Annotated in this window: 22 protein-coding genes; 6 read left to right on the top strand and 16 right to left on the bottom strand. The window is 41.3% G+C overall.

Translation table 11 applies throughout. The features are described from left to right. Positions 1–167: 167 nt before the first annotated feature. The 10 genes from AA980_RS14540 to AA980_RS14495 all read right to left on the bottom strand — a co-directional run bounded on the left by AA980_RS14540 (position 168) and on the right by AA980_RS14495 (position 9,459). On the bottom strand, positions 168–1,343 hold the full coding sequence (locus AA980_RS14540; RefSeq protein WP_024027307.1) for a D-alanyl-D-alanine carboxypeptidase family protein: 1,176 nt from the start codon (positions 1,341–1,343) through the stop codon (positions 168–170). A gap of 159 nt (positions 1,344–1,502) precedes the next feature. Further along, positions 1,503–2,807 (bottom strand): pyrimidine-nucleoside phosphorylase, encoded by a 1,305-nt coding sequence (locus tag AA980_RS14535; RefSeq protein ID WP_024027306.1) that lies wholly within the window; start codon positions 2,805–2,807, stop codon positions 1,503–1,505. Between the two features lie 33 nt (positions 2,808–2,840). Beyond that, positions 2,841–3,662, bottom strand: a complete 822-nt coding sequence (locus AA980_RS14530) for a purine-nucleoside phosphorylase (RefSeq protein ID WP_024027305.1) — start codon at positions 3,660–3,662, stop codon at positions 2,841–2,843. Between the two features lie 2 nt (positions 3,663–3,664). Then, positions 3,665–4,855, bottom strand: coding sequence for a phosphopentomutase (gene deoB / locus AA980_RS14525; protein ID WP_024027304.1), 1,191 nt, complete (start codon positions 4,853–4,855; stop codon positions 3,665–3,667). A 284-nt stretch (positions 4,856–5,139) separates the two neighbouring features. Next, entirely contained in the window at positions 5,140–6,033 is an 894-nt protein-coding gene (gene xerD / locus AA980_RS14520; RefSeq protein ID WP_024027303.1) for a site-specific tyrosine recombinase XerD, read from the bottom strand. A gap of 5 nt (positions 6,034–6,038) precedes the next feature. Further along, positions 6,039–6,266, bottom strand: a complete 228-nt coding sequence (locus AA980_RS14515; protein ID WP_024027302.1) for a YqzK family protein — start codon at positions 6,264–6,266, stop codon at positions 6,039–6,041. A gap of 123 nt (positions 6,267–6,389) precedes the next feature. After that, positions 6,390–6,854 (bottom strand): ferric iron uptake transcriptional regulator, encoded by a 465-nt coding sequence (fur, locus tag AA980_RS14510; protein WP_024027301.1) that lies wholly within the window; start codon positions 6,852–6,854, stop codon positions 6,390–6,392. 108 nt (positions 6,855–6,962) lie between these two features. After that, positions 6,963–7,610 (bottom strand): stage II sporulation protein M, encoded by a 648-nt coding sequence (gene spoIIM, locus AA980_RS14505; protein ID WP_024027300.1) that lies wholly within the window; start codon positions 7,608–7,610, stop codon positions 6,963–6,965. 134 nt (positions 7,611–7,744) lie between these two features. After that, positions 7,745–8,908 carry an endonuclease Q family protein gene (locus AA980_RS14500; protein ID WP_024027299.1) on the bottom strand — a complete coding sequence of 388 codons (1,164 nt, stop codon included), beginning with the start codon at positions 8,906–8,908 and terminating at the stop codon, positions 7,745–7,747. Further along, positions 8,905–9,459, bottom strand: a complete 555-nt coding sequence (locus AA980_RS14495) for an NUDIX hydrolase (protein ID WP_024027298.1) — start codon at positions 9,457–9,459, stop codon at positions 8,905–8,907. Before AA980_RS14495 ends, AA980_RS14500 begins: the two co-directional genes overlap by 4 nt. Before the next feature lie 72 nt (positions 9,460–9,531). Between AA980_RS14495 and mciZ the strand changes: the two genes are divergently transcribed. Both mciZ and AA980_RS14485 read left to right on the top strand, forming a co-directional pair. Continuing rightward, on the top strand, positions 9,532–9,663 hold the full coding sequence (gene mciZ / locus AA980_RS26435; protein ID WP_024027297.1) for a Z-ring formation inhibitor MciZ: 132 nt from the start codon (positions 9,532–9,534) through the stop codon (positions 9,661–9,663). A gap of 189 nt (positions 9,664–9,852) precedes the next feature. Then, positions 9,853–10,764: an aldo/keto reductase gene (locus tag AA980_RS14485; protein ID WP_024030423.1), complete on the top strand. Its 912-nt coding sequence runs from the start codon at positions 9,853–9,855 to the stop codon at positions 10,762–10,764. Positions 10,765–10,789: 25 nt separating this feature from the next. On the opposite strand, the gene AA980_RS14480 is transcribed toward AA980_RS14485, so the two are convergent. The 4 genes from AA980_RS14480 to AA980_RS14465 all read right to left on the bottom strand — a co-directional run bounded on the left by AA980_RS14480 (position 10,790) and on the right by AA980_RS14465 (position 13,746). Further along, positions 10,790–11,044 (bottom strand): YqkE family protein, encoded by a 255-nt coding sequence (locus AA980_RS14480; protein ID WP_024030424.1) that lies wholly within the window; start codon positions 11,042–11,044, stop codon positions 10,790–10,792. A 102-nt stretch (positions 11,045–11,146) separates the two neighbouring features. Next, positions 11,147–11,815 carry a 3-oxoacid CoA-transferase subunit B gene (locus AA980_RS14475; protein WP_024030425.1) on the bottom strand — a complete coding sequence of 223 codons (669 nt, stop codon included), beginning with the start codon at positions 11,813–11,815 and terminating at the stop codon, positions 11,147–11,149. A gap of 24 nt (positions 11,816–11,839) precedes the next feature. Next, on the bottom strand, positions 11,840–12,529 hold the full coding sequence (locus tag AA980_RS14470; RefSeq protein ID WP_024030426.1) for a CoA transferase subunit A: 690 nt from the start codon (positions 12,527–12,529) through the stop codon (positions 11,840–11,842). A gap of 29 nt (positions 12,530–12,558) precedes the next feature. After that, positions 12,559–13,746, bottom strand: coding sequence for an acetyl-CoA C-acetyltransferase (locus tag AA980_RS14465; protein WP_024030427.1), 1,188 nt, complete (start codon positions 13,744–13,746; stop codon positions 12,559–12,561). A gap of 147 nt (positions 13,747–13,893) precedes the next feature. Between AA980_RS14465 and AA980_RS14460 the strand changes: the two genes are divergently transcribed. From AA980_RS14460 to AA980_RS14455, 3 genes are all read left to right on the top strand, one after another. Next, positions 13,894–14,796 (top strand): hydroxymethylglutaryl-CoA lyase, encoded by a 903-nt coding sequence (locus AA980_RS14460; protein WP_024030428.1) that lies wholly within the window; start codon positions 13,894–13,896, stop codon positions 14,794–14,796. A 78-nt stretch (positions 14,797–14,874) separates the two neighbouring features. Then, a complete protein-coding gene (locus AA980_RS27490; RefSeq protein WP_162837345.1) occupies positions 14,875–15,015 on the top strand; it encodes a hypothetical protein in 141 nt (46 codons plus the stop codon). Between the two features lie 123 nt (positions 15,016–15,138). Next, positions 15,139–16,059 carry an alpha/beta hydrolase gene (locus AA980_RS14455; protein ID WP_024030429.1) on the top strand — a complete coding sequence of 307 codons (921 nt, stop codon included), beginning with the start codon at positions 15,139–15,141 and terminating at the stop codon, positions 16,057–16,059. A 22-nt stretch (positions 16,060–16,081) separates the two neighbouring features. On the opposite strand, the gene AA980_RS14450 is transcribed toward AA980_RS14455, so the two are convergent. Continuing rightward, on the bottom strand, positions 16,082–16,414 hold the full coding sequence (locus AA980_RS14450; RefSeq protein WP_024030430.1) for an iron-sulfur cluster biosynthesis family protein: 333 nt from the start codon (positions 16,412–16,414) through the stop codon (positions 16,082–16,084). Between the two features lie 138 nt (positions 16,415–16,552). Here AA980_RS14450 and AA980_RS14445 point away from each other — a divergent pair, with 138 nt between their 5' ends. After that, complete coding sequence (locus AA980_RS14445; protein ID WP_024030431.1) at positions 16,553–16,759, top strand: CDGSH iron-sulfur domain-containing protein; 207 nt, start codon at positions 16,553–16,555, stop codon at positions 16,757–16,759. A 39-nt stretch (positions 16,760–16,798) separates the two neighbouring features. Here the strand turns inward: AA980_RS14445 and AA980_RS14440 are convergent, their stop codons facing one another. After that, a complete protein-coding gene (locus AA980_RS14440; RefSeq protein ID WP_024030432.1) occupies positions 16,799–17,134 on the bottom strand; it encodes a YolD-like family protein in 336 nt (111 codons plus the stop codon).

Genomic DNA, 17,134 nt, shown 5'->3' with positions numbered 1-17,134 from the left:
GAAAAGCGCAAGCGCCTTGTTCAGCCCCGACAAGCACAAGACGAGCCGGCCGAAAGGTTGCTTTTTAACCTTTTGGACGGATTGGCTTGTGACCTCGAGGGGCTAGGCGCTGGAGCTGGACAATTCTCGAAGTCAAAAATTTATACCTTCATATCTATTAGAAATGGTTATTTCCCCCCAGCCTTGGTAAACATGCCAAATGACCGTTTATAAAGGTTCCACCAGCCTGCTTCCTTTACTTCCTTTTTCGCGACTAAAGGACTTTCGAGAATTACCTTGCCGTCCTTCATTAGCTTAATTGTTCCTACTTTGTCCCCTTTTGAAATGGGGGCTTTTAATTTTTTTTGCAGTTCAATTTTTTGTTCAACATCTTTTGTCTTTTCACCTTTTTTGGTCAGTAATGAAAGTGGTTCACTTGTTACGGCTTCGACTGACTTTTCTTTCCCTTTACTTACTTTTGCTTGACCAATGGTTTGATTCCGCTTAAACATTGGATGTGTCTGGTATTGGCTAAAGGCATAATTAAGCATTTTCGTTACTTGGGCATTTCGTTCCTTTGAAGTAGGAGATCCAAAAACAACCGCAATTACACGCATGCCATCTTTTTGGGCCGTTGCTGTTAAGCAGTATTTTGCTTCCGCGGTAAACCCGGTTTTTAACCCGTCGACCCCTGGGTAAAAACGGACTAATTTATTGGTATTCACTAGCCAAAACTTTTTATCCGTATTTTCACGGAGGTAGGACTCATACATACCTGTAAATTTTGTAATTTCCTCATATTTCAGTAATTCTTTTGCCATCACAGCCATATCAGCTGCAGAGCTAAAATGTCCGCCTACTGGAAGTCCGGTTGTATTTTTAAAGAACGTATGCTTGAGACCTAGTTCTTTTGCTTTATCATTCATCTTGTCAACAAAAGCTTCTTCAGACCCTGCGAGTCTCTCGGCCATGGCAACTGACGCATCATTTCCTGAACCGATAGCTATTCCTCGCAACATTTCCTTTGTCGTCATTTCTTCACCAGGTTCAAGGAAAATTTGTGAACCTCCCATCGAGGCTGCATATTCACTTGTACGGATTTTTTCATCCCAAGTGAGCTTTCCTTTATCAATCGCTTCCATGATCAAAAGCATGGTCATAATCTTCGTCATACTCGCCGGCGGCAGTTCTTCCTGACTATTTTTCTCGTAGAGGACTTTTCCGGTATCACGCTCGATTAAAATCGCAGATTTCACATTGCTGACTATATCAGTAGTTTTCTGTTCTTCAGCAGCTAAAGCAGTTGGCCCGGCTAAACTTGTAAATATTATCAATGTCATTAATAAAGAGACAAATCGTTTCATTCGCATAACCCTCCATTCTTTATAGCCTCCATTTTTTCCAAAACAAACATTCTTATACAATTATTTCCTCTATTTTTAAGAAAAAAAGGGTGTCAGGCACCATGTGAATTTTTCACATGGTGCCTGACACCCTAAATGACACCTTAAACAACAATTTGTTTATTCGGTTATTTCTTCGTGAACTAGGATTGGTGCTTCTACTTTTGATGTGGATATCTTGATATTTTCGTATAGCTTTTGTTTTACTTCATCCACATTTTCGAAATTGCTGTAAATAGTTACTAATGATTCGCCTTTTTTGACTTGGTCGCCAATTTTCTTTCTTAAGACAAGGCCGACGGCTAAATCAATCACTGATTCCTTCGTTGCTCTTCCTGCTCCAAGGAGCATCGCGGCAGTACCAACTTCGTCTGCGATGATTTCAGATACATAGCCGTCTTCTTTTGCCTCAAGCTCAATAACAAATTTTGCTTGCGGCATTTTTGCAGGATCATCAACAATCGAGGCATCCCCGCCTTGCGAGCTCAAAAATACCTTTAATTTTTCAAGCGCGGAACCATCTTTTATCACATTTTCAAGCATTGTACGTGCTTCTGCAAGGGAGCCAGCCTTTTCAGCCACGTAAACCATGTGGCTTCCAAGCGTTAAACAAAGCTCAGTTAAGTCCTCTGGTCCTTCCCCTTTTAAGGTATCAATCGCTTCCTTCACTTCAAGCGCATTTCCAATCGCATAGCCAAGCGGCTGGCTCATGTCAGAAATAACAGCCATGGTTCTTCTGCCGACGTTGTTCCCAATCCGTACCATTGCCTTGGCCAATTCTCTGGAATCATCGAGAGTCTTCATGAATGCTCCCGCGCCTGTTTTAACATCAAGCACAATCGCATCAGCGCCAGCGGCAATCTTTTTACTCATGATTGAGCTGGCAATCAATGGAATACTATCGACAGTTGCTGTTACATCCCTTAGTGAATATAGCTTTTTATCGGCTGGGGTTAAGTTCCCGCTTTGTCCAATGACTGCAATTTTATTTTTATTTACAAGGTCAATAAATTCATCATTTTCAATTTCAACGTGGAAGCCTTTGACTGCTTCTAATTTATCAATCGTTCCACCCGTATGGCCTAATCCTCGGCCAGACATCTTGGCAATCGGAACATCCAATGCAGCAACAAGTGGTCCAAGCACAAGGGTTGTTGTGTCGCCGACTCCGCCTGTTGAATGCTTGTCAACTTTGATGCCTTCAATTTGCGATAAATCTATTTGATCTCCAGACTCAACCATAGCCATCGTTAAATCGGCTCTTTCTTTTTCGGTCATCCCTTTAAAAAAGATAGCCATTGTTAGGGCACTTACTTGATAATCTGGGATTGATCCATCTGTATAACCAGTAATAATAAAATTAATTTCTTCAGTTGATAGTTCGTGCCCGTCGCGTTTTTTCTCAATTAAGTCAACCATTCTCATCTTTATCACCACTTCGTTATATTATTAGTCAATTTATTTTGCGATATCTTTTACAATTTCTTTTACGTATGAAAGGAAATCTGCTTTTACTTTTTCAGTTGTTTCAATTACTTCATCATGTGTTAACGGCTGATCTAGAATGCCGGCTGCCATATTGGAAATACAAGAAATACCTAGAACTTTCATTCCGCTGTGGCGGGCAACGATAACCTCCGGCACAGTGGACATTCCAACGGCATCACCGCCCATTCCGCGAATCATCCGAATTTCTGCCGGTGTTTCGTATACAGGTCCAGGATTTCCGAAATAGACGCCTTCTTTGACATTTATGTTTAAGCGGGCTGCACTCTCTCTCGCAGCTGCCCGTAAATCTTTGGTATACGCCTCAGACATATCAGGGAAGCGGACACCGTGACGAGAATCATTTGGTCCAATTAACGGATTCGTTCCCATATTATTAATATGGTCGGTAATTAGCATTAGATCACCAGGTTCAAAACTTTCATTTACGCCGCCTGCCGCATTGGTAACAATCAGCATGTCCACGCCAAGCTCTTTCATGACACGAACCGGGAAAGTCACTTTATCCATACTATATCCTTCATAGAAATGGAAACGACCTTGCATGGCAACAACCTCTACCCCATTTAGTACGCCAAATACGAGCTGACCGGCATGACCTTCAACTGTTGATATTGGGAAATCTGGTATTTCGTTGTATGGTATTTTAACAGGATTCTCAATTTCATCCGCTAAAACGCCAAGACCAGATCCTAAAATCAGGCCAATTTTTGGCGTATTGGCGTATTTTTCTTTTAAAAAACCAGCAGCGTTTTGGATTTTCTCTGTGTTCAATGTTACTCCCCCTTTAGTTCTTTTAAAAAGCTTTTACCGTAGTTCGGCATTTTCACATTAAAGTTTTCCGCGACCGTTGCCCCAAGGTCGGCAAAGGTTTCCCGTAAAGGAAGCTCTTTCCCTTTCGCCATACTCTTTGAATAAACAAGCAATGGAACATATTCACGTGTATGGTCCGTGCCCGGCGCAACTGGATCATTTCCGTGATCTGCTGTAATCATTAACAGATCGTCTTCTTTCATTTTGGCGAACACTTCAGGCAGACGGGCATCATATTCTTCCAGCGCTTTTCCGTATCCTTCCGGGTCACGGCGATGTCCATATAACGCATCAAAATCAACAAGGTTGACAAAGCTGATACCTGTGAAATCCATATCAAAGGTCTCAACAAGCTTATCCATCCCATCCATATTAGAAACCGTCCGTAAAGACTTAGTGACACCTTCGCCATCATAAATATCAGAAATTTTCCCAATAGCAATAACATCGAAGCCTGAATCTTTTAATTCACTCATTACCGTACGGTCAAACGGTTTTAAAGCATAATCGTGACGGTTTGGCGTCCGTTTAAAGTTCCCTGGTTCTCCCAAGAATGGCCGGGCAATGATTCGGCCTACCATATATTTTTCATCTAGTGTTAATTCACGAGCAATTTTACAAATATTATAAAGTTCTTCCAGCGGGACAATCTCTTCATGAGCAGCAATTTGAAGAACGGAATCTGCAGATGTATAGACAATCAACGCACCCGTTTTCATATGCTCTTCTCCAAGCTCAACAAGGATTTCTGTTCCACTTGCAGGTTTATTGCCAATAATTTTTCGACCGGTACGCTTTTCTAATTCAGAAAGAAGTTCTTCCGGAAACCCTTCAGGAAACACACGGAACGGTGTTTGGATATTTAACCCCATAATTTCCCAATGACCAGTCATCGTATCTTTCCCGTTAGAAGCCTCCATCATTTTTGTATAAAAAGCTAATGGCTTTGCTGCTTTTTCAATACCCTTGATTTCACGGATATTGCTTAAGCCTAACTTGCCCATATTTGGCATGTTAAGTCCGTTCATTCTTTCAGCAATATGTCCATAGGTATCCGCACCCTTGTCGCCAAACTTTTCGGCATCAGGTGCCTCCCCAATACCGACTGAATCCATTACGATTATAAAAATACGTTTATATGTACTTGCAGCCATCAATTCTTCCTCCTTTGTTAATAGAAAACGTTTGCAAACAAGACCATCATGCCAATTTACAGAGCAGGTAAATTCTCAAAGTACAAACCTTCTTACATTAAAAAACAATACGCAATCATATGTTACCCTGTTGAAATAAGATTAACCAAAAAAAGCGAATTCATTTGTCAGAAGTCTGACATCTCTATTTTACTAAATCTCTGCGAAATTACAAGAAAAAAGCCGCCAAAATTTTCGGCAGCTTTTTAACATTTTTGTGAATACCCGCAAAAACTAGTATTCTCTTAAGCTCGCGGATGAAATTTACTATAGACATCCTTTAATCTAGTTTTTGTCACATTGGTATATATTTGCGTTGTTGAGATATCTGCGTGTCCTAACATTTCTTGAACCGCTCTTAGATCAGCGCCATTTTCCAATAAATGTGTAGCAAAGGAATGCCGAAGGGTATGGGGTGTAAGCTCTTTTTCTATTCCGGCTTCTTTTGCTACCTTTTTTAAGATTTTCCAAAATCCTTGACGGGTCAGCCGCCTTCCCTGGTGGTTTAAAAACAATGCGTTATCGTGATGCTTTTTCGCAACAAAATGCGGTCTTCCGCTGTCTAGAAATTGTTTGATGGCATCGGATGCTGTTTGTCCCAACGGAATGACGCGCTCTTTATTTCCAGTGCTGATACAGCGGACAAAACCCATTGTGAGGTGGATATGTTCAGTATCAAGACCAATTAATTCACTAACCCGCATTCCTGTCGCATAAAGGAGTTCAAGCATCGCCTTATCCCTCATGCCGTAATGGTCATTTTGCTTTGGTGCATCCAAAAGCGTTTCTACTTCCTGTAAACTCAATACTTTCGGAATCGACCTTTCAAGTCTTGGCGGTTCGATAAGGACGGACGGGTCTTGCTCTGCTGCTTTATCCCGTAATAAAAATTGATGAAACGCCCGAACAGAGGCGACATGCCTTGCAATTGTTTTTGATGATTTTCCCTGTTCTTTTAAAAAGCCTAAAAAATGAATAATATGTACACGCTGCACATCATTTACATTCAGGATGGACTCCCTATTTTTTAAATAATGAAGATAGTTTTTTAAATCCCGCTCATAGGACGTAATTGTATTGTTAGCTAAACCTCTTTCAGCTAGTAGGTATTGCAAAAAATTCTTTAATTGATTGTTCATCACATTTACTCCCCATTTAAATAAAACAACATCAGCCGATCCAACAAGGAGGAACTATTTTCATTCACTGTATTAGAAACCTTTACTGCAGATCCTTCTGGTTCATCATAGCGATGATAATTTTGGTATTCTTCAGATACCCACATGATACCATAATAAAAGAGAATCGTGCATCCAGAGAATATAATAAAAACCTTTAAGGTTTGCAGCGCAGCTTTGACAACAGAAATCATCATTCTTCCCCCATATTTTCGATTATCTACTTAAAGGTATGCCAAAATGTACAAGTTTTATACCTGCTCAAAAGGAAAATAGGGAAAATAAAAGCCCTTTTCAGTAAAAGGACTTGGTATTCGTTATTCGGTTGTTTCTTCATCATTTTCTTTATCCTGACAACGGTAACAAATCCCATGAAAGGTGAGGCGATGATCTTTTATTTTAAAATTCCATCTTCGTTCAACTACTTCTTCCACGTCTTCAAGTAAATCTTCTTGAATTTCATCAACGGCACCACATTCAATGCAAACAAGATGATGATGGAAGTGGGCGGCGCCTTCCTGGCGAAGATCATAACGGGAAACCCCATCACCAAAATTAATTTTATCGACAATTTTTAATTCTGTTAGTAATTCCAGCGTCCGATAAACAGTTGCTAAACCAATTTCGGGCGATTTTTCTTTTACAAGGAGGTACACATCTTCCGCACTTAAATGATCCTCTTCATTTTCTAGCAACACTCGAACGGTTGCTTCACGCTGAGGTGTTAGCTTATAGCTTGCTGAATGCAGCTGTTTTTTAATTCTTTCAATTCTAGTTTCCATCCTGAAGTCCCTCCCTCGCCACTGTTAATTCTCATTATAACAGATGAGAAAAGAGATTCAAAATAAAATTATTACAAACAAGAGTTTATAGTTTATATTACTTAACAATTACTTTAAACTAGCTGTACTAATGATTGTTTTCATTAACAATGGTGAGAGATAAGCTTCAATCCCGGATGCTGCCGAAATAAACACTACTGCTACAATCAAGGTGAGAATATATCCTTTGAAGAACGGCAGGATTGGCTGTGCATATTTTTTCATAAATTGCTGTTTAATCATTCTCATTGAGAAGATGACTGAGAATGCTGCCATAAGAATAAATACAGGAATGATAATTAAATTTTGCGGCAGGATGGAGACAAAGGCGAGCATAAAGCCATTCCAACCCATTTGGCTAACTAGAAAGCCCACCGTAAACCCGACTACCATTCCTTTAATAAAGAGGAGAATGAGAATAACAGGAAGTCCGATTATGGAGATTCCCAGCACCCAGATAAGACCTATAAATTTGCTGTTATGGAGAAAGCTTTGTAAAAATAAATCATTGTCTACTGTTACTTTCCCATCAGAAACTTGGCCAAAGAATTGCGATAAATAGTAGAATAAATCTTCCTTTTGAGTAATGCTCATGCTATTTACTACGATAGCCCCAAAGATGACTCCCATTAAAAATAAAACGACAATAAACAAAAAAATTGAAGAATGCTCACGGAAAAACTCTCCGGCATTGGACTGGTACAAGCGTTTTTTCATCTGCGTTTCCTCCTATTATTCCAAATCAGTTATTACATTCTATGCCAGTCTAGTTATTCTATGACCATATTTTGATAGAGTTCATATAAAAAAAACCGACCGCCTGATTAGGTTGTCGGTTAAAAATTTTTATGTTAATCCGCGATTTTTCCATATTTCCCGCCGCCGCCTGCTGCGAGATTGACTTTACCTTCTCTCGCTTTCATGATAAGGTCGGCGATTTTGTCGGGAACAACTTCTTTTAATGCTGCAAACGGCACTTCGTGAAGAATCGCCATCTCACTGCCAAAATGATTGACCAGTTTTTCCAGTAATTTCGGCCCCAAGCCCGGGATAAACTCGAGCGGTACTTGGTGAACATAGGGAGGGCGCCCCTCAGGACTTGAATCCGCCGTCTTCAATTCAAGAATTCGATCGGCTACACCCTTAATAATTTTTTTATTACCGCAGAGAGTACATATTTGATCGTCATTAGTTGCAGGATTTAGGCATTCCGCACAAACGGTTTTGTGATATTTGCCAAGGTATGGATCAAGTCCATAGTTGGCAACAATTTTTCTTCCATCTTCACCCTTTAATGCTTTTTGCAATTCAAGGAATGTTGGTTCCTGCATCGCAATAACCTGATATTCACGGGCTATTTTTGCAAGCGAATGGGCGTCCGAATTGGTTACAAATGAATAATCGTGTAATTCTTTAATCTGGTCTGCCATTTCGGTATTTGAGCTTAATCCAAGTTCAATCCCATCGATTAAATCCGGGTCCAACACTTCTGTCAGCGACCGATTGACCCCTTTGCCATATAAACTTTTAAATGGTGTGAAGACATGCGCAGGAATGAAGATGCCGCCAAGCTCTTTTACTTTTTTTTGTAAAATAAGACCTGTCACATAAATCCTTTGTGAACTCAATTGTATATTTTTCAAATGTCCTGAAAGCCAGGTCGAAAATTCCCTCATAACGGTCAGATTCGGAAAATAACAAAGTAGGTGAATCGGGCCGTTGCATCCCTCATCATTTATCTCTAGTTCTGATCCAGGAATGACCGTTAAATCACCAAATACCAAACCGCCGTCCGGATGTTCGACAATTTCTCCGCTTTCAATCAGGCTTTCCATTTCAAGGATGACTTCTGGAGAATGGCTGTCGATAATCCCCACCATATTAAGCCCCTTTTCATGGCGCGCATGTTCAATGATATTCGTAAACGTCAATGACTTGGCTCCAGTGATTTTGACTGGCTTGCCTGTCCAGGTTCTGCCAATGTGAATATGTAAATCTACATAGTAGCGATTCATTTGTTTTTCAACGCCTCTTGTAATTGTAAGTATTGAATGGCAAAAATAGTTTTCGCATCATAAATCTTTTGTTCCTTTACATATTGTTCCGCCTCATCAAGTGTTAATTCCTCAAGATTAACAAACTCATCTTCGTCAAGAGCGGCAGCATTTTCTTTCTTTGTAAGGCCTGTTGCTAAATAGACATGGACGATTTCATCGGCAAATCCCGGTGAAGTATAAAAGGAAGTCAGTAATTCAAGACTTTCACACTCGTAGCCGGTCTCTTCCTCTAATTCTCTGCGGGCACAGAGGGCAGGCTCTTCTCCTTTTTCCAGCTTCCCTGCAGGAATCTCAACAATTGTTCGTTCTAACGCTTTACGAAATTGCTCAACCATAACTATTTTCTTGTCATCGGTGACTGCTAATACTGCAACAGCACCAGGATGTTTAATAATTTCACGTTTCCCCTGTTTACCATTTGGCAGTTCAACATCCTGTAAATGAAGACTGATTATTTTTCCTGAAAAAATTTCTTCACTTCGGAGCGTTTTTTCCTCAAGTTTAGTCATAATGATCTCTCCTGTTCTTTCCATTTAAATCTTGTCATACATTTTACCATACTTTATTTGGAGGGGTATCGGATGAAAGTGTATGTGCATGAGAAAGGAATTATCCTTGTCGGCAAAGGCTGGGAGATCTTGCAAAAACTTAAGGAATATAACAAGGACTATGTTTTCGTCGCCGATTGGGTTCAAAATGTTACGGAAAAATAATGCCTGTCATTTGTAGTCTGCCCCTTACTTTCGTAAAATTATTAGAAAAGCGGAAGCGCCTTGCTCAGCCCCGACAAGCACAAGTCGAGCCGGCCGAAAGGTTGTTCTTTAACCTTTTGGACGGATTGGCTTGTGACCTCGAGGGGCTAGGCGCTGGAGCTGGACAAAGAAAAAGGACGGGGTGATGTTTTGAAGAAAAGAAGGTTGGGGAATTCAGATTTGCAGGTATCAGAATTAGGCCTGGGTTGTATGTCCATTGGCACAGAGGAAAAAGCTGCCAGGCGAATCATCGAGGCAGCTCTCGAGGAAGGCATCAATTATTTTGATACTGCAGATTTATATGATTTTGGCGTAAATGAAAAAATCGTCGGCCAGGCATTAAAGGATGTCCGGGAACAGGTTATTATTGCTACGAAGGCCGGGAATCGCTGGAACGAGGATCGGGCTGGCTGGTCATGGGATCCTTCCAAGGCATATATAAAGGAAGCAGTGAAAAATAGTCTAAAACGGCTTGGTACCGACTATATTGATCTTTATCAATTACATGGCGGCACGCTTGAAGACCCAATAGATGAAACAATTGAAGCATTTGAAGAATTGAAAGCGGAAGGATATATTCGCTATTATGGAATTTCATCGATTCGACCGAATGTCATAAGGGAATTTGTTGAGAAATCTAGCATTGTGTCTGTGATGATGCAATATAGCATTTTAGACCGCCGCCCAGAAGAAGCAGTTCTGCCGATGCTTAAGGAACATGGTATTAGTGTTGTCACGCGTGGACCGCTTGCCAAGGGACTATTAAGTGATAAGCTGTTAGAAAAGGCTTCTGAAAAGGGCTACCTAGATTACAATTATGAGGAGCTTCACACCGTTTTACCGATGTTAAAAGAAAGAGTTGCAGGAACCCGTTCATTTACAGAAGTGGCCCTTCAATATAATTTAGCCAATCCTGTGGTGGCCTCTGTCGTAGCCGGCGCCAGCAGTCCGGAACAAATTAGGAGTAATGCAGAGGCGGTTCGAAGCCAGCCGCTATCAGATGAAGAGGTTGCTGTGATTAAAGAGTTAACGAAGGCAAGTATTTATAAAGAGCATCGTTAAAAAGGAGGGCAAATGCTCTCCTTTTCTATTTAAATTCCTTCCAATTCATCCCGCTCTCGTTTAAAAGCTCTTCAAACGATTTGTTTTTTTCCTTTAATCGGCGTTCTTCCCTTTTTCGCTGCTCTTCTGTTTCTTTTCTTCTCTCTTCCTCAGCCTTAAGCTGGTCCTGCTGCTCTTTTAATTGTTTCATTAAGTTTGGATCAATTAAATCTTTAAGCGTTACCGCTGAATCGTCCTTTTTAGGTTTAGATTGATTTTGTTGTCTCTTTTGTTTTTTCATTCTAAACGCCTCCATAATCAAAATCTCGATTCTATTATACCATTTCACTTAATCATTCCTAATATTAAAAGGCAGACTGTCTCATGCAGCCTGCCTTTACTATTAGAAAGCTTCTAATTTAACCTTTTCGTCAACGAACAATGTTGCTTCTGTCGAGTTAACAACATCTTCTACTGTATAGCCACTTGCCACTTCCACAAGCCTTAATCCGGAATCGGTAACATCCATGACGCCACGCTCCGTGATTATCCGGTTGACTACCCCTTTTCCCGTCAATGGCAGGGTGCATTGTTTTAAGATTTTTGATTCGCCTTTTTTATTTACATGCTCCATTATGACAATAATTTTCTGGGCTCCATGGACAAGATCCATTGCACCGCCCATTCCTTTAATCATCTTACCCGGGATCATCCAGTTTGCCAGGTCGCCGCTTTCAGATACCTCCATGCCGCCGAGAATCGCTAGATTGACATGTCCGCCGCGAATCATCGCAAACGATTCAGCACTATCAAAATAAGCTGCCCCGCTAATTGCCGTCACTGTCTCTTTCCCGGCATTAATTAAATCGGGATCAACCTCATCCATCTCAGGATACGGACCAATCCCTAGAAGACCATTTTCTGATTGCAGGACCACCTGCTTATTTTCAGTTATATAATTGGCAACGAGGGTTGGCATCCCGATGCCTAGGTTTACATAAAAGCCATTTTCTATTTCTTTCTCTGCTCTAATTGCAATTCTTTCTCTGACTGAGGCCTTATCATTTGCCATTAAATTTTTCTCCTTTCCCCCACCCTATTTTTTTACTGTTAATCTCTCAATTCGTTTTTCCTGTTTTCCTTCGATAATTGTCTGAACATAAATACTTGGCGTTTGAATAAAATTCGCATCCAATTCGCCAACTTCATAAAGTGTTTCCACTTCGGCAATCGTCACTTTTCCGGCTGCCGCAATCATCGGATTGAAGTTCCGTGCTGTTTTGTGATAAACGAGATTTCCCATTTTGTCGCCTTTCCATGCCCTTACCAAACTAAAGTCGGCCGTTAAGGCTTCTTCCAAAAGATATTCCCGTCCGTTAAAAACCTTCGTTTCTTTTCCTTCGGCAATCGGTGTTCCTACTCCTGCAGGTGTATAAAATGCCGGGATCCCAGCCCCGCCTGCCCGAATTTTTTCAGCCAGTGTGCCCTGCGGCGTCAATTCTACTTCGAGCTCCCCCGTTAACACCTGTCTTTCAAACTCTTTATTTTCCCCCACATAGGAGCCGATCATTTTTTTGATTTGTTTATTGTTTAATAGAAGCCCAAGACCCCATTCGTCAATCCCGCAGTTATTGGAAATAACAGTTAAATCCTTCACACCTTTTTCTGCTAAGGCTAAAATTAGGTTTTCAGGTATACCGCACAACCCGAATCCGCCAACCATTAATGTAGCCCCATCCTGAATATCAGCAACCGCATCCTGGAAGGATGTACAAATTTTCTTCATTTTGCTTTCTCCCCCTCAAATTAAAGGTATTACGCTAGTTCAACAATCGTTGCTACCCCTTGGCCCCCGCCAATACAAAGTGTTGCCAGGCCAACATTCGCTTTTCTTCGGTTCATTTCATGAATTAACGTGACAAGAATTCTCGCGCCGCTGGCTCCGATTGGATGACCGAGTGCAATCGCACCGCCATTTACGTTTAATATGTCTTTATTAAAATGGAGCTCGCGGTCAACTGCCAGCGACTGTGCCGCAAATGCTTCGTTCGCCTCGATTAATTGCAAATCCTCGATTGAAAGGGATGCCTTTTCAAGTGCCTTTCTCACCGCCGGCACCGGTCCGATGCCCATGATACTTGGATCTACACCTGCGCTTGCATTTGCCTTAATGGTTACTAACGGCTTTAGCCCTAGTTCATCCGCCTTTTTCTTACTCATTACTACTAGAGCAGCTGCCCCATCGTTGATTCCAGAGGCATTGCCTGCCGTCACACTGCCATCCTTTTTAAAAGCTGGACGCAATCCGGCCAATTTTTCCGCCGTTGTTCCTTTTTTCGGATATTCATCGGTTTCAAAAACGATTGGCTCCCCTTTGCGCTGTGGAATCACAACCGGAACAATCTCATCTTTAAATTTGCCTACCTCGATTGCTTTGACGGCCTTATCCTGACTCCATGCTGAAAATTCGTCCTGCTCTTCTCTCGTAATAGAATATTTATCTGCTAGGTTTTCAGCGGTAATGCCCATGTGATAATCATTAAACACACAAGTGAGACCATCGGAAGTCAGCGTGTCGACTAATTTTTGATCGCCCATTTTAAAGCCATCACGGGCATTTTTTAGCAGATACGGTGCCTGGCTCATATTTTCCATCCCGCCAGCCACGACAATTTCGGCATCTCCGGCCAAAATTGCCTGTGTTGCGAGGTGCACAGCCTTTAATCCCGAACCGCAAACTTTATTAATTGTCATCGAGGAAACGCTTTCAGGAATCCCCGCGCGAAAAGCGGCCTGCCTTGCCGGGTTCTGGCCCAGCCCTGCTTGAAGAACATTCCCCATGATCACTTCATCAACTTGATCCGGCTTTACTCCTGCCTGTTCCAGTGCCCCTTTAATCACTGTCCCGCCTAATTCAGGTGCAGATACATTCTTTAAACTGCCGTTAAAGTTTCCAAGTGCAGTTCGAACGGCACTAACTATAACTACTTCTGTTTGACTCATTACGTTTCTCCCTTCAACGGTAATTACCACTACTACTTCTAGTAAAAACACAGAAAATCCTCTTATTTTGTCAAAATTTCTATAATTCTTGATTTTTTAAAATTAATACCACTACAATGAAAGTATGAACATTGGAGGGGGAAAATGATGTTTACTTTACCTAAAAAAGTAACGATTATCGAGGTTGGTCCGCGTGACGGGCTGCAAAATGAGAAGTTATTCGTACCGACTGAGATAAAAAAACAATTTATCGCTGGTTTGAGAAATGCCGGACTTCAAGAAATGGAGCTAACTTCATTCGTATCACCGAAATGGGTGCCGCAAATGGGAGATGCTGCGGAAATTGTGGCAGACTGCCTTGATGAAAATTCTCGAGACATTGTGTTAGCCCCAAACCGGAAAGGGATTGACCGGGTCTATTCCACCGATTGCCGGGCTGTTGCCGTATTTGTAGGCGTCAGCAACAGCTTTAATTTGAAAAATATCAACAAAACAACACAGGACAGTATGGAAGAGCTGAAGCCCATTATCCATGAATTGAAAGAAAAGAATTATTTTGTTCGCGCCTGTATTTCGACAGCGTTTTATTGCCCTTATGAGGGGAAAATCAATGAAAGCGATACGATAAAGCTTTGCCGTGAATTTGTCGAAGCGGGTGTTGATGAATTAAGTGTTGCCGATACGATTGGGATGGCGGCGCCGAATGAATCATATTCCTTATTTTCCAAATTAAAAGCGGAATTCCCAGAAACTCTTTTAACCGCCCATTTTCATGATACCCGCAAGCTTGCCCTCGCGAATATTTTGGCTTCTTTGCAGGCTGGAGTCGACAGGTTTGATACGTCTGCCGGCGGGCTGGGCGGCTGTCCATTCGCCCCAGGGGCCAGCGGAAATGCCGCGACCGAGGATGTAGTTTACATGCTTGAACGGATGGGAATCGATACCTCTGTTAACCTTAATAAGTTGATGGATGCCGTCGAAATTGTTCGCCCTCATCTTTCAAGACAAATTGAAACCGGCTATTATCGGCTTCATGCTCAAACGGTTTAGATTTACCTTTTCTTGAATAATCAATCTTCTAGTAATCCATCTTATTAAATGAGATCAGATTGAAGGGAGAATATGTTCATGAGCCAAAAGCGTGATAAAGGAAACAGCCAAAGTGGAAAAAACTATGCCGATAATGCAGGCGGCGGGAAGCGGTTGATTGCCGCCGAGGAACTCGAAAAGGCAATCCACCCAACAAAACGACAGAATTCAGAGCAGTAAATTTATCCCCGAAACTCGGAAGCCGCTCATTGATGCCAGCGGCTTTTTCCATGGTAAAACATGGGCGGATTGAACTTTTTTTTGATATCCAATTTAACTATTACCTCGGGAGGTGTCCTTTAATTGAAGAAGGCATTTCGAACCCTGTTTGTTTTGTTATTCTTTTGGTTATTACTTGCTTTTTACTTTACAAACCGTGTTATGTATATGAAAAAGAAGGATGAGGAATTGATTTTAAGGCGGGAAAAGGAAGCTGGCAGGTATAATCCCGATGCGTTTGAATCACTTCCAAATCGAGAAGTTGATATTCCTTCCCCATTTGGTTATACAATTAAAGCTGTTCTTTTGGAGCCGCACGATTCCAACCGCTACATCATTATTTCACACGGTGTAACGGAAACGAAAATTAATTCAATTAAATACGCGAACCTTTTCTTAGAGCGCGGATTCAATGCCCTGATCTATGATCATAGACGTCACGGAGAATCAGGCGGAAAAACGACCAGCTTTGGCCACTATGAAAAATTCGATTTAAAAACGATAGTTGACTGGCTTAAAAATGAGAAAGGACCCGAACTCGAACTGGGGATACATGGCGAATCGATGGGAGCGGCCACGATGCTCCTATACGCCGGGCTGCTGGAAGACGGGGCAGATTTTTATATTGCGGATTGTCCGTTTTCTGACTTTAAGGAACAGCTTGCTTATTTAATTAAAAAGGACTTCAAGCTCATTCCTGGTCTGTTACTTCCGATTGGCGATGCACTCTTGCGCTTACGTGATAAATATTCAATTCGAAATGTCTCGCCGATTTCGGTCATTGAAAATATCAAACACCCTGTTTTGTTCATTCACAGTCAAAAGGATGATTTTATTCTCCCATCGATGACAAAAGACTTATTTGAGCAAAAAAAGGGCCCTAAAATGCTCTATCTTGCAGCTAACGGGCGTCATGCCCAGTCTTTTAACGAAAACAGGGCGGATTATGAACGGGTTATTGATGAGTTTTTGCAAAAATATGTTGATCATGCTTTGCCTAGTTAAAAAACAGACTGTCCGATTGAGGTCAGTCTGTTTTTTCTTTTATTATTAAGCTCATGTGTCCATTTAAGATTTGCTGCGGACTTTTTAATTGAAAGCAATTGGTGCTTTGCGAAAAATCAATTTTCATTTGTTCATCGAAAAAAACCATTTTTGATTTTTCAAGATAAACCGTTTTGTCATTTGTTTCAATTGCGATTTCATCCTCTTCTATTTCCGGAACAAACCACATGGCCACTACCCCGTTTACGGCACAGCCACAGCCGTCTGTATCATATTTTAACTTTAAATAACCTTCCCGACCTTCCGTTTTTTCGGTGATTTTCTTTACCGCTTCCGCTGTTATGTTAATTTCCACGTTTAAAGCTCCCCTCATTCGGCATATGATGATTGTATCATATGTTTTTTAGACTGCTTATTATTATGCTTCTAGTCTTTTGTTTGCATATTCCTGTCTTACCAGTTATTACGAATATTTTTAAAAGGGGTGCTAATTATGTCAAAGGTTCAAATCAAAGTAAATGATAACGGTTCATTAAGAATTTCAGGTGATGTGGAGCTGCTAGATGGCGAGGGTAATGTCTATACAACAAAACCATCCTTTTCCCTTTGCCGTTGCGGAAGGTCTAATAATAAGCCTTTTTGCGACGGCTCGCATAAAGGGAATTTTGAATCACAGGTTCGGGTTCTTAAAGAAGAATAAGATTTACATGAGCGGCTTTCCGATTTGAAGCCGCTCTTTTTACATATCTGTTAGCCGAATGTCGGCAATTGCATTAATCGGAATTCGGTGCACTTCTTCAAATCGATCGACGACATGGAGCCTTTGTGACAGTTCATCCCAGTAATGAATTTTTCCAATCACGATTTCATAATTCCGGTTTCGGTAATGGGTAATCGTGACGAACTGATCAAATTCAATCGCTTCAGATAAGGTTTCGTTCATGAGCTCTAACTGCTGTTCATCCATTTCCTTTTTCTGTTCGTAGCCATCTTCTTTTACCCAATCCCTGAGCAATTTCACATGCTCAGGAAGCATCATTGACGTCCATTTGATTCTGCCGCGGTCGCGAATCAT

Source organism: Neobacillus vireti (assembly GCF_001026695.1).
Taxonomy (GTDB): Bacteria; Bacillota; Bacilli; order Bacillales; family Cytobacillaceae; genus Neobacillus; species Neobacillus vireti.
This window is presented reverse-complemented; position numbering and strand designations above follow the sequence as displayed.

What these genes read in the sequence shown, in the direction of transcription:
- AA980_RS14540 (WP_024027307.1), bottom strand. Translation starts at nt 1,343, where the DNA reads ATGAAACGATTTGTCTCTTTATTAATGACATTGATAATATTTACAAGT.
- AA980_RS14535 (WP_024027306.1), bottom strand. Translation starts at nt 2,807, where the DNA reads ATGAGAATGGTTGACTTAATTGAGAAAAAACGCGACGGGCACGAACTA.
- deoB (WP_024027304.1), bottom strand. Translation starts at nt 4,855, where the DNA reads ATGGCTGCAAGTACATATAAACGTATTTTTATAATCGTAATGGATTCA.
- xerD (WP_024027303.1), bottom strand. Translation starts at nt 6,033, where the DNA reads ATGAACAATCAATTAAAGAATTTTTTGCAATACCTACTAGCTGAAAGA.
- AA980_RS14515 (WP_024027302.1), bottom strand. Translation starts at nt 6,266, where the DNA reads ATGATTTCTGTTGTCAAAGCTGCGCTGCAAACCTTAAAGGTTTTTATT.
- fur (WP_024027301.1), bottom strand. Translation starts at nt 6,854, where the DNA reads ATGGAAACTAGAATTGAAAGAATTAAAAAACAGCTGCATTCAGCAAGC.
- spoIIM (WP_024027300.1), bottom strand. Translation starts at nt 7,610, where the DNA reads ATGAAAAAACGCTTGTACCAGTCCAATGCCGGAGAGTTTTTCCGTGAG.
- AA980_RS14500 (WP_024027299.1), bottom strand. Translation starts at nt 8,908, where the DNA reads ATGAATCGCTACTATGTAGATTTACATATTCACATTGGCAGAACCTGG.
- AA980_RS14495 (WP_024027298.1), bottom strand. Translation starts at nt 9,459, where the DNA reads ATGACTAAACTTGAGGAAAAAACGCTCCGAAGTGAAGAAATTTTTTCA.
- mciZ (WP_024027297.1), top strand. Translation starts at nt 9,532, where the DNA reads ATGAAAGTGTATGTGCATGAGAAAGGAATTATCCTTGTCGGCAAAGGC.
- AA980_RS14480 (WP_024030424.1), bottom strand. Translation starts at nt 11,044, where the DNA reads ATGAAAAAACAAAAGAGACAACAAAATCAATCTAAACCTAAAAAGGAC.
- AA980_RS14475 (WP_024030425.1), bottom strand. Translation starts at nt 11,815, where the DNA reads ATGGCAAATGATAAGGCCTCAGTCAGAGAAAGAATTGCAATTAGAGCA.
- AA980_RS14470 (WP_024030426.1), bottom strand. Translation starts at nt 12,529, where the DNA reads ATGAAGAAAATTTGTACATCCTTCCAGGATGCGGTTGCTGATATTCAG.
- AA980_RS14465 (WP_024030427.1), bottom strand. Translation starts at nt 13,746, where the DNA reads ATGAGTCAAACAGAAGTAGTTATAGTTAGTGCCGTTCGAACTGCACTT.
- AA980_RS14460 (WP_024030428.1), top strand. Translation starts at nt 13,894, where the DNA reads ATGTTTACTTTACCTAAAAAAGTAACGATTATCGAGGTTGGTCCGCGT.
- AA980_RS27490 (WP_162837345.1), top strand. Translation starts at nt 14,875, where the DNA reads ATGAGCCAAAAGCGTGATAAAGGAAACAGCCAAAGTGGAAAAAACTAT.
- AA980_RS14445 (WP_024030431.1), top strand. Translation starts at nt 16,553, where the DNA reads ATGTCAAAGGTTCAAATCAAAGTAAATGATAACGGTTCATTAAGAATT.
- AA980_RS14440 (WP_024030432.1), bottom strand. Translation starts at nt 17,134, where the DNA reads ATGATTCGCGACCGCGGCAGAATCAAATGGACGTCAATGATGCTTCCT.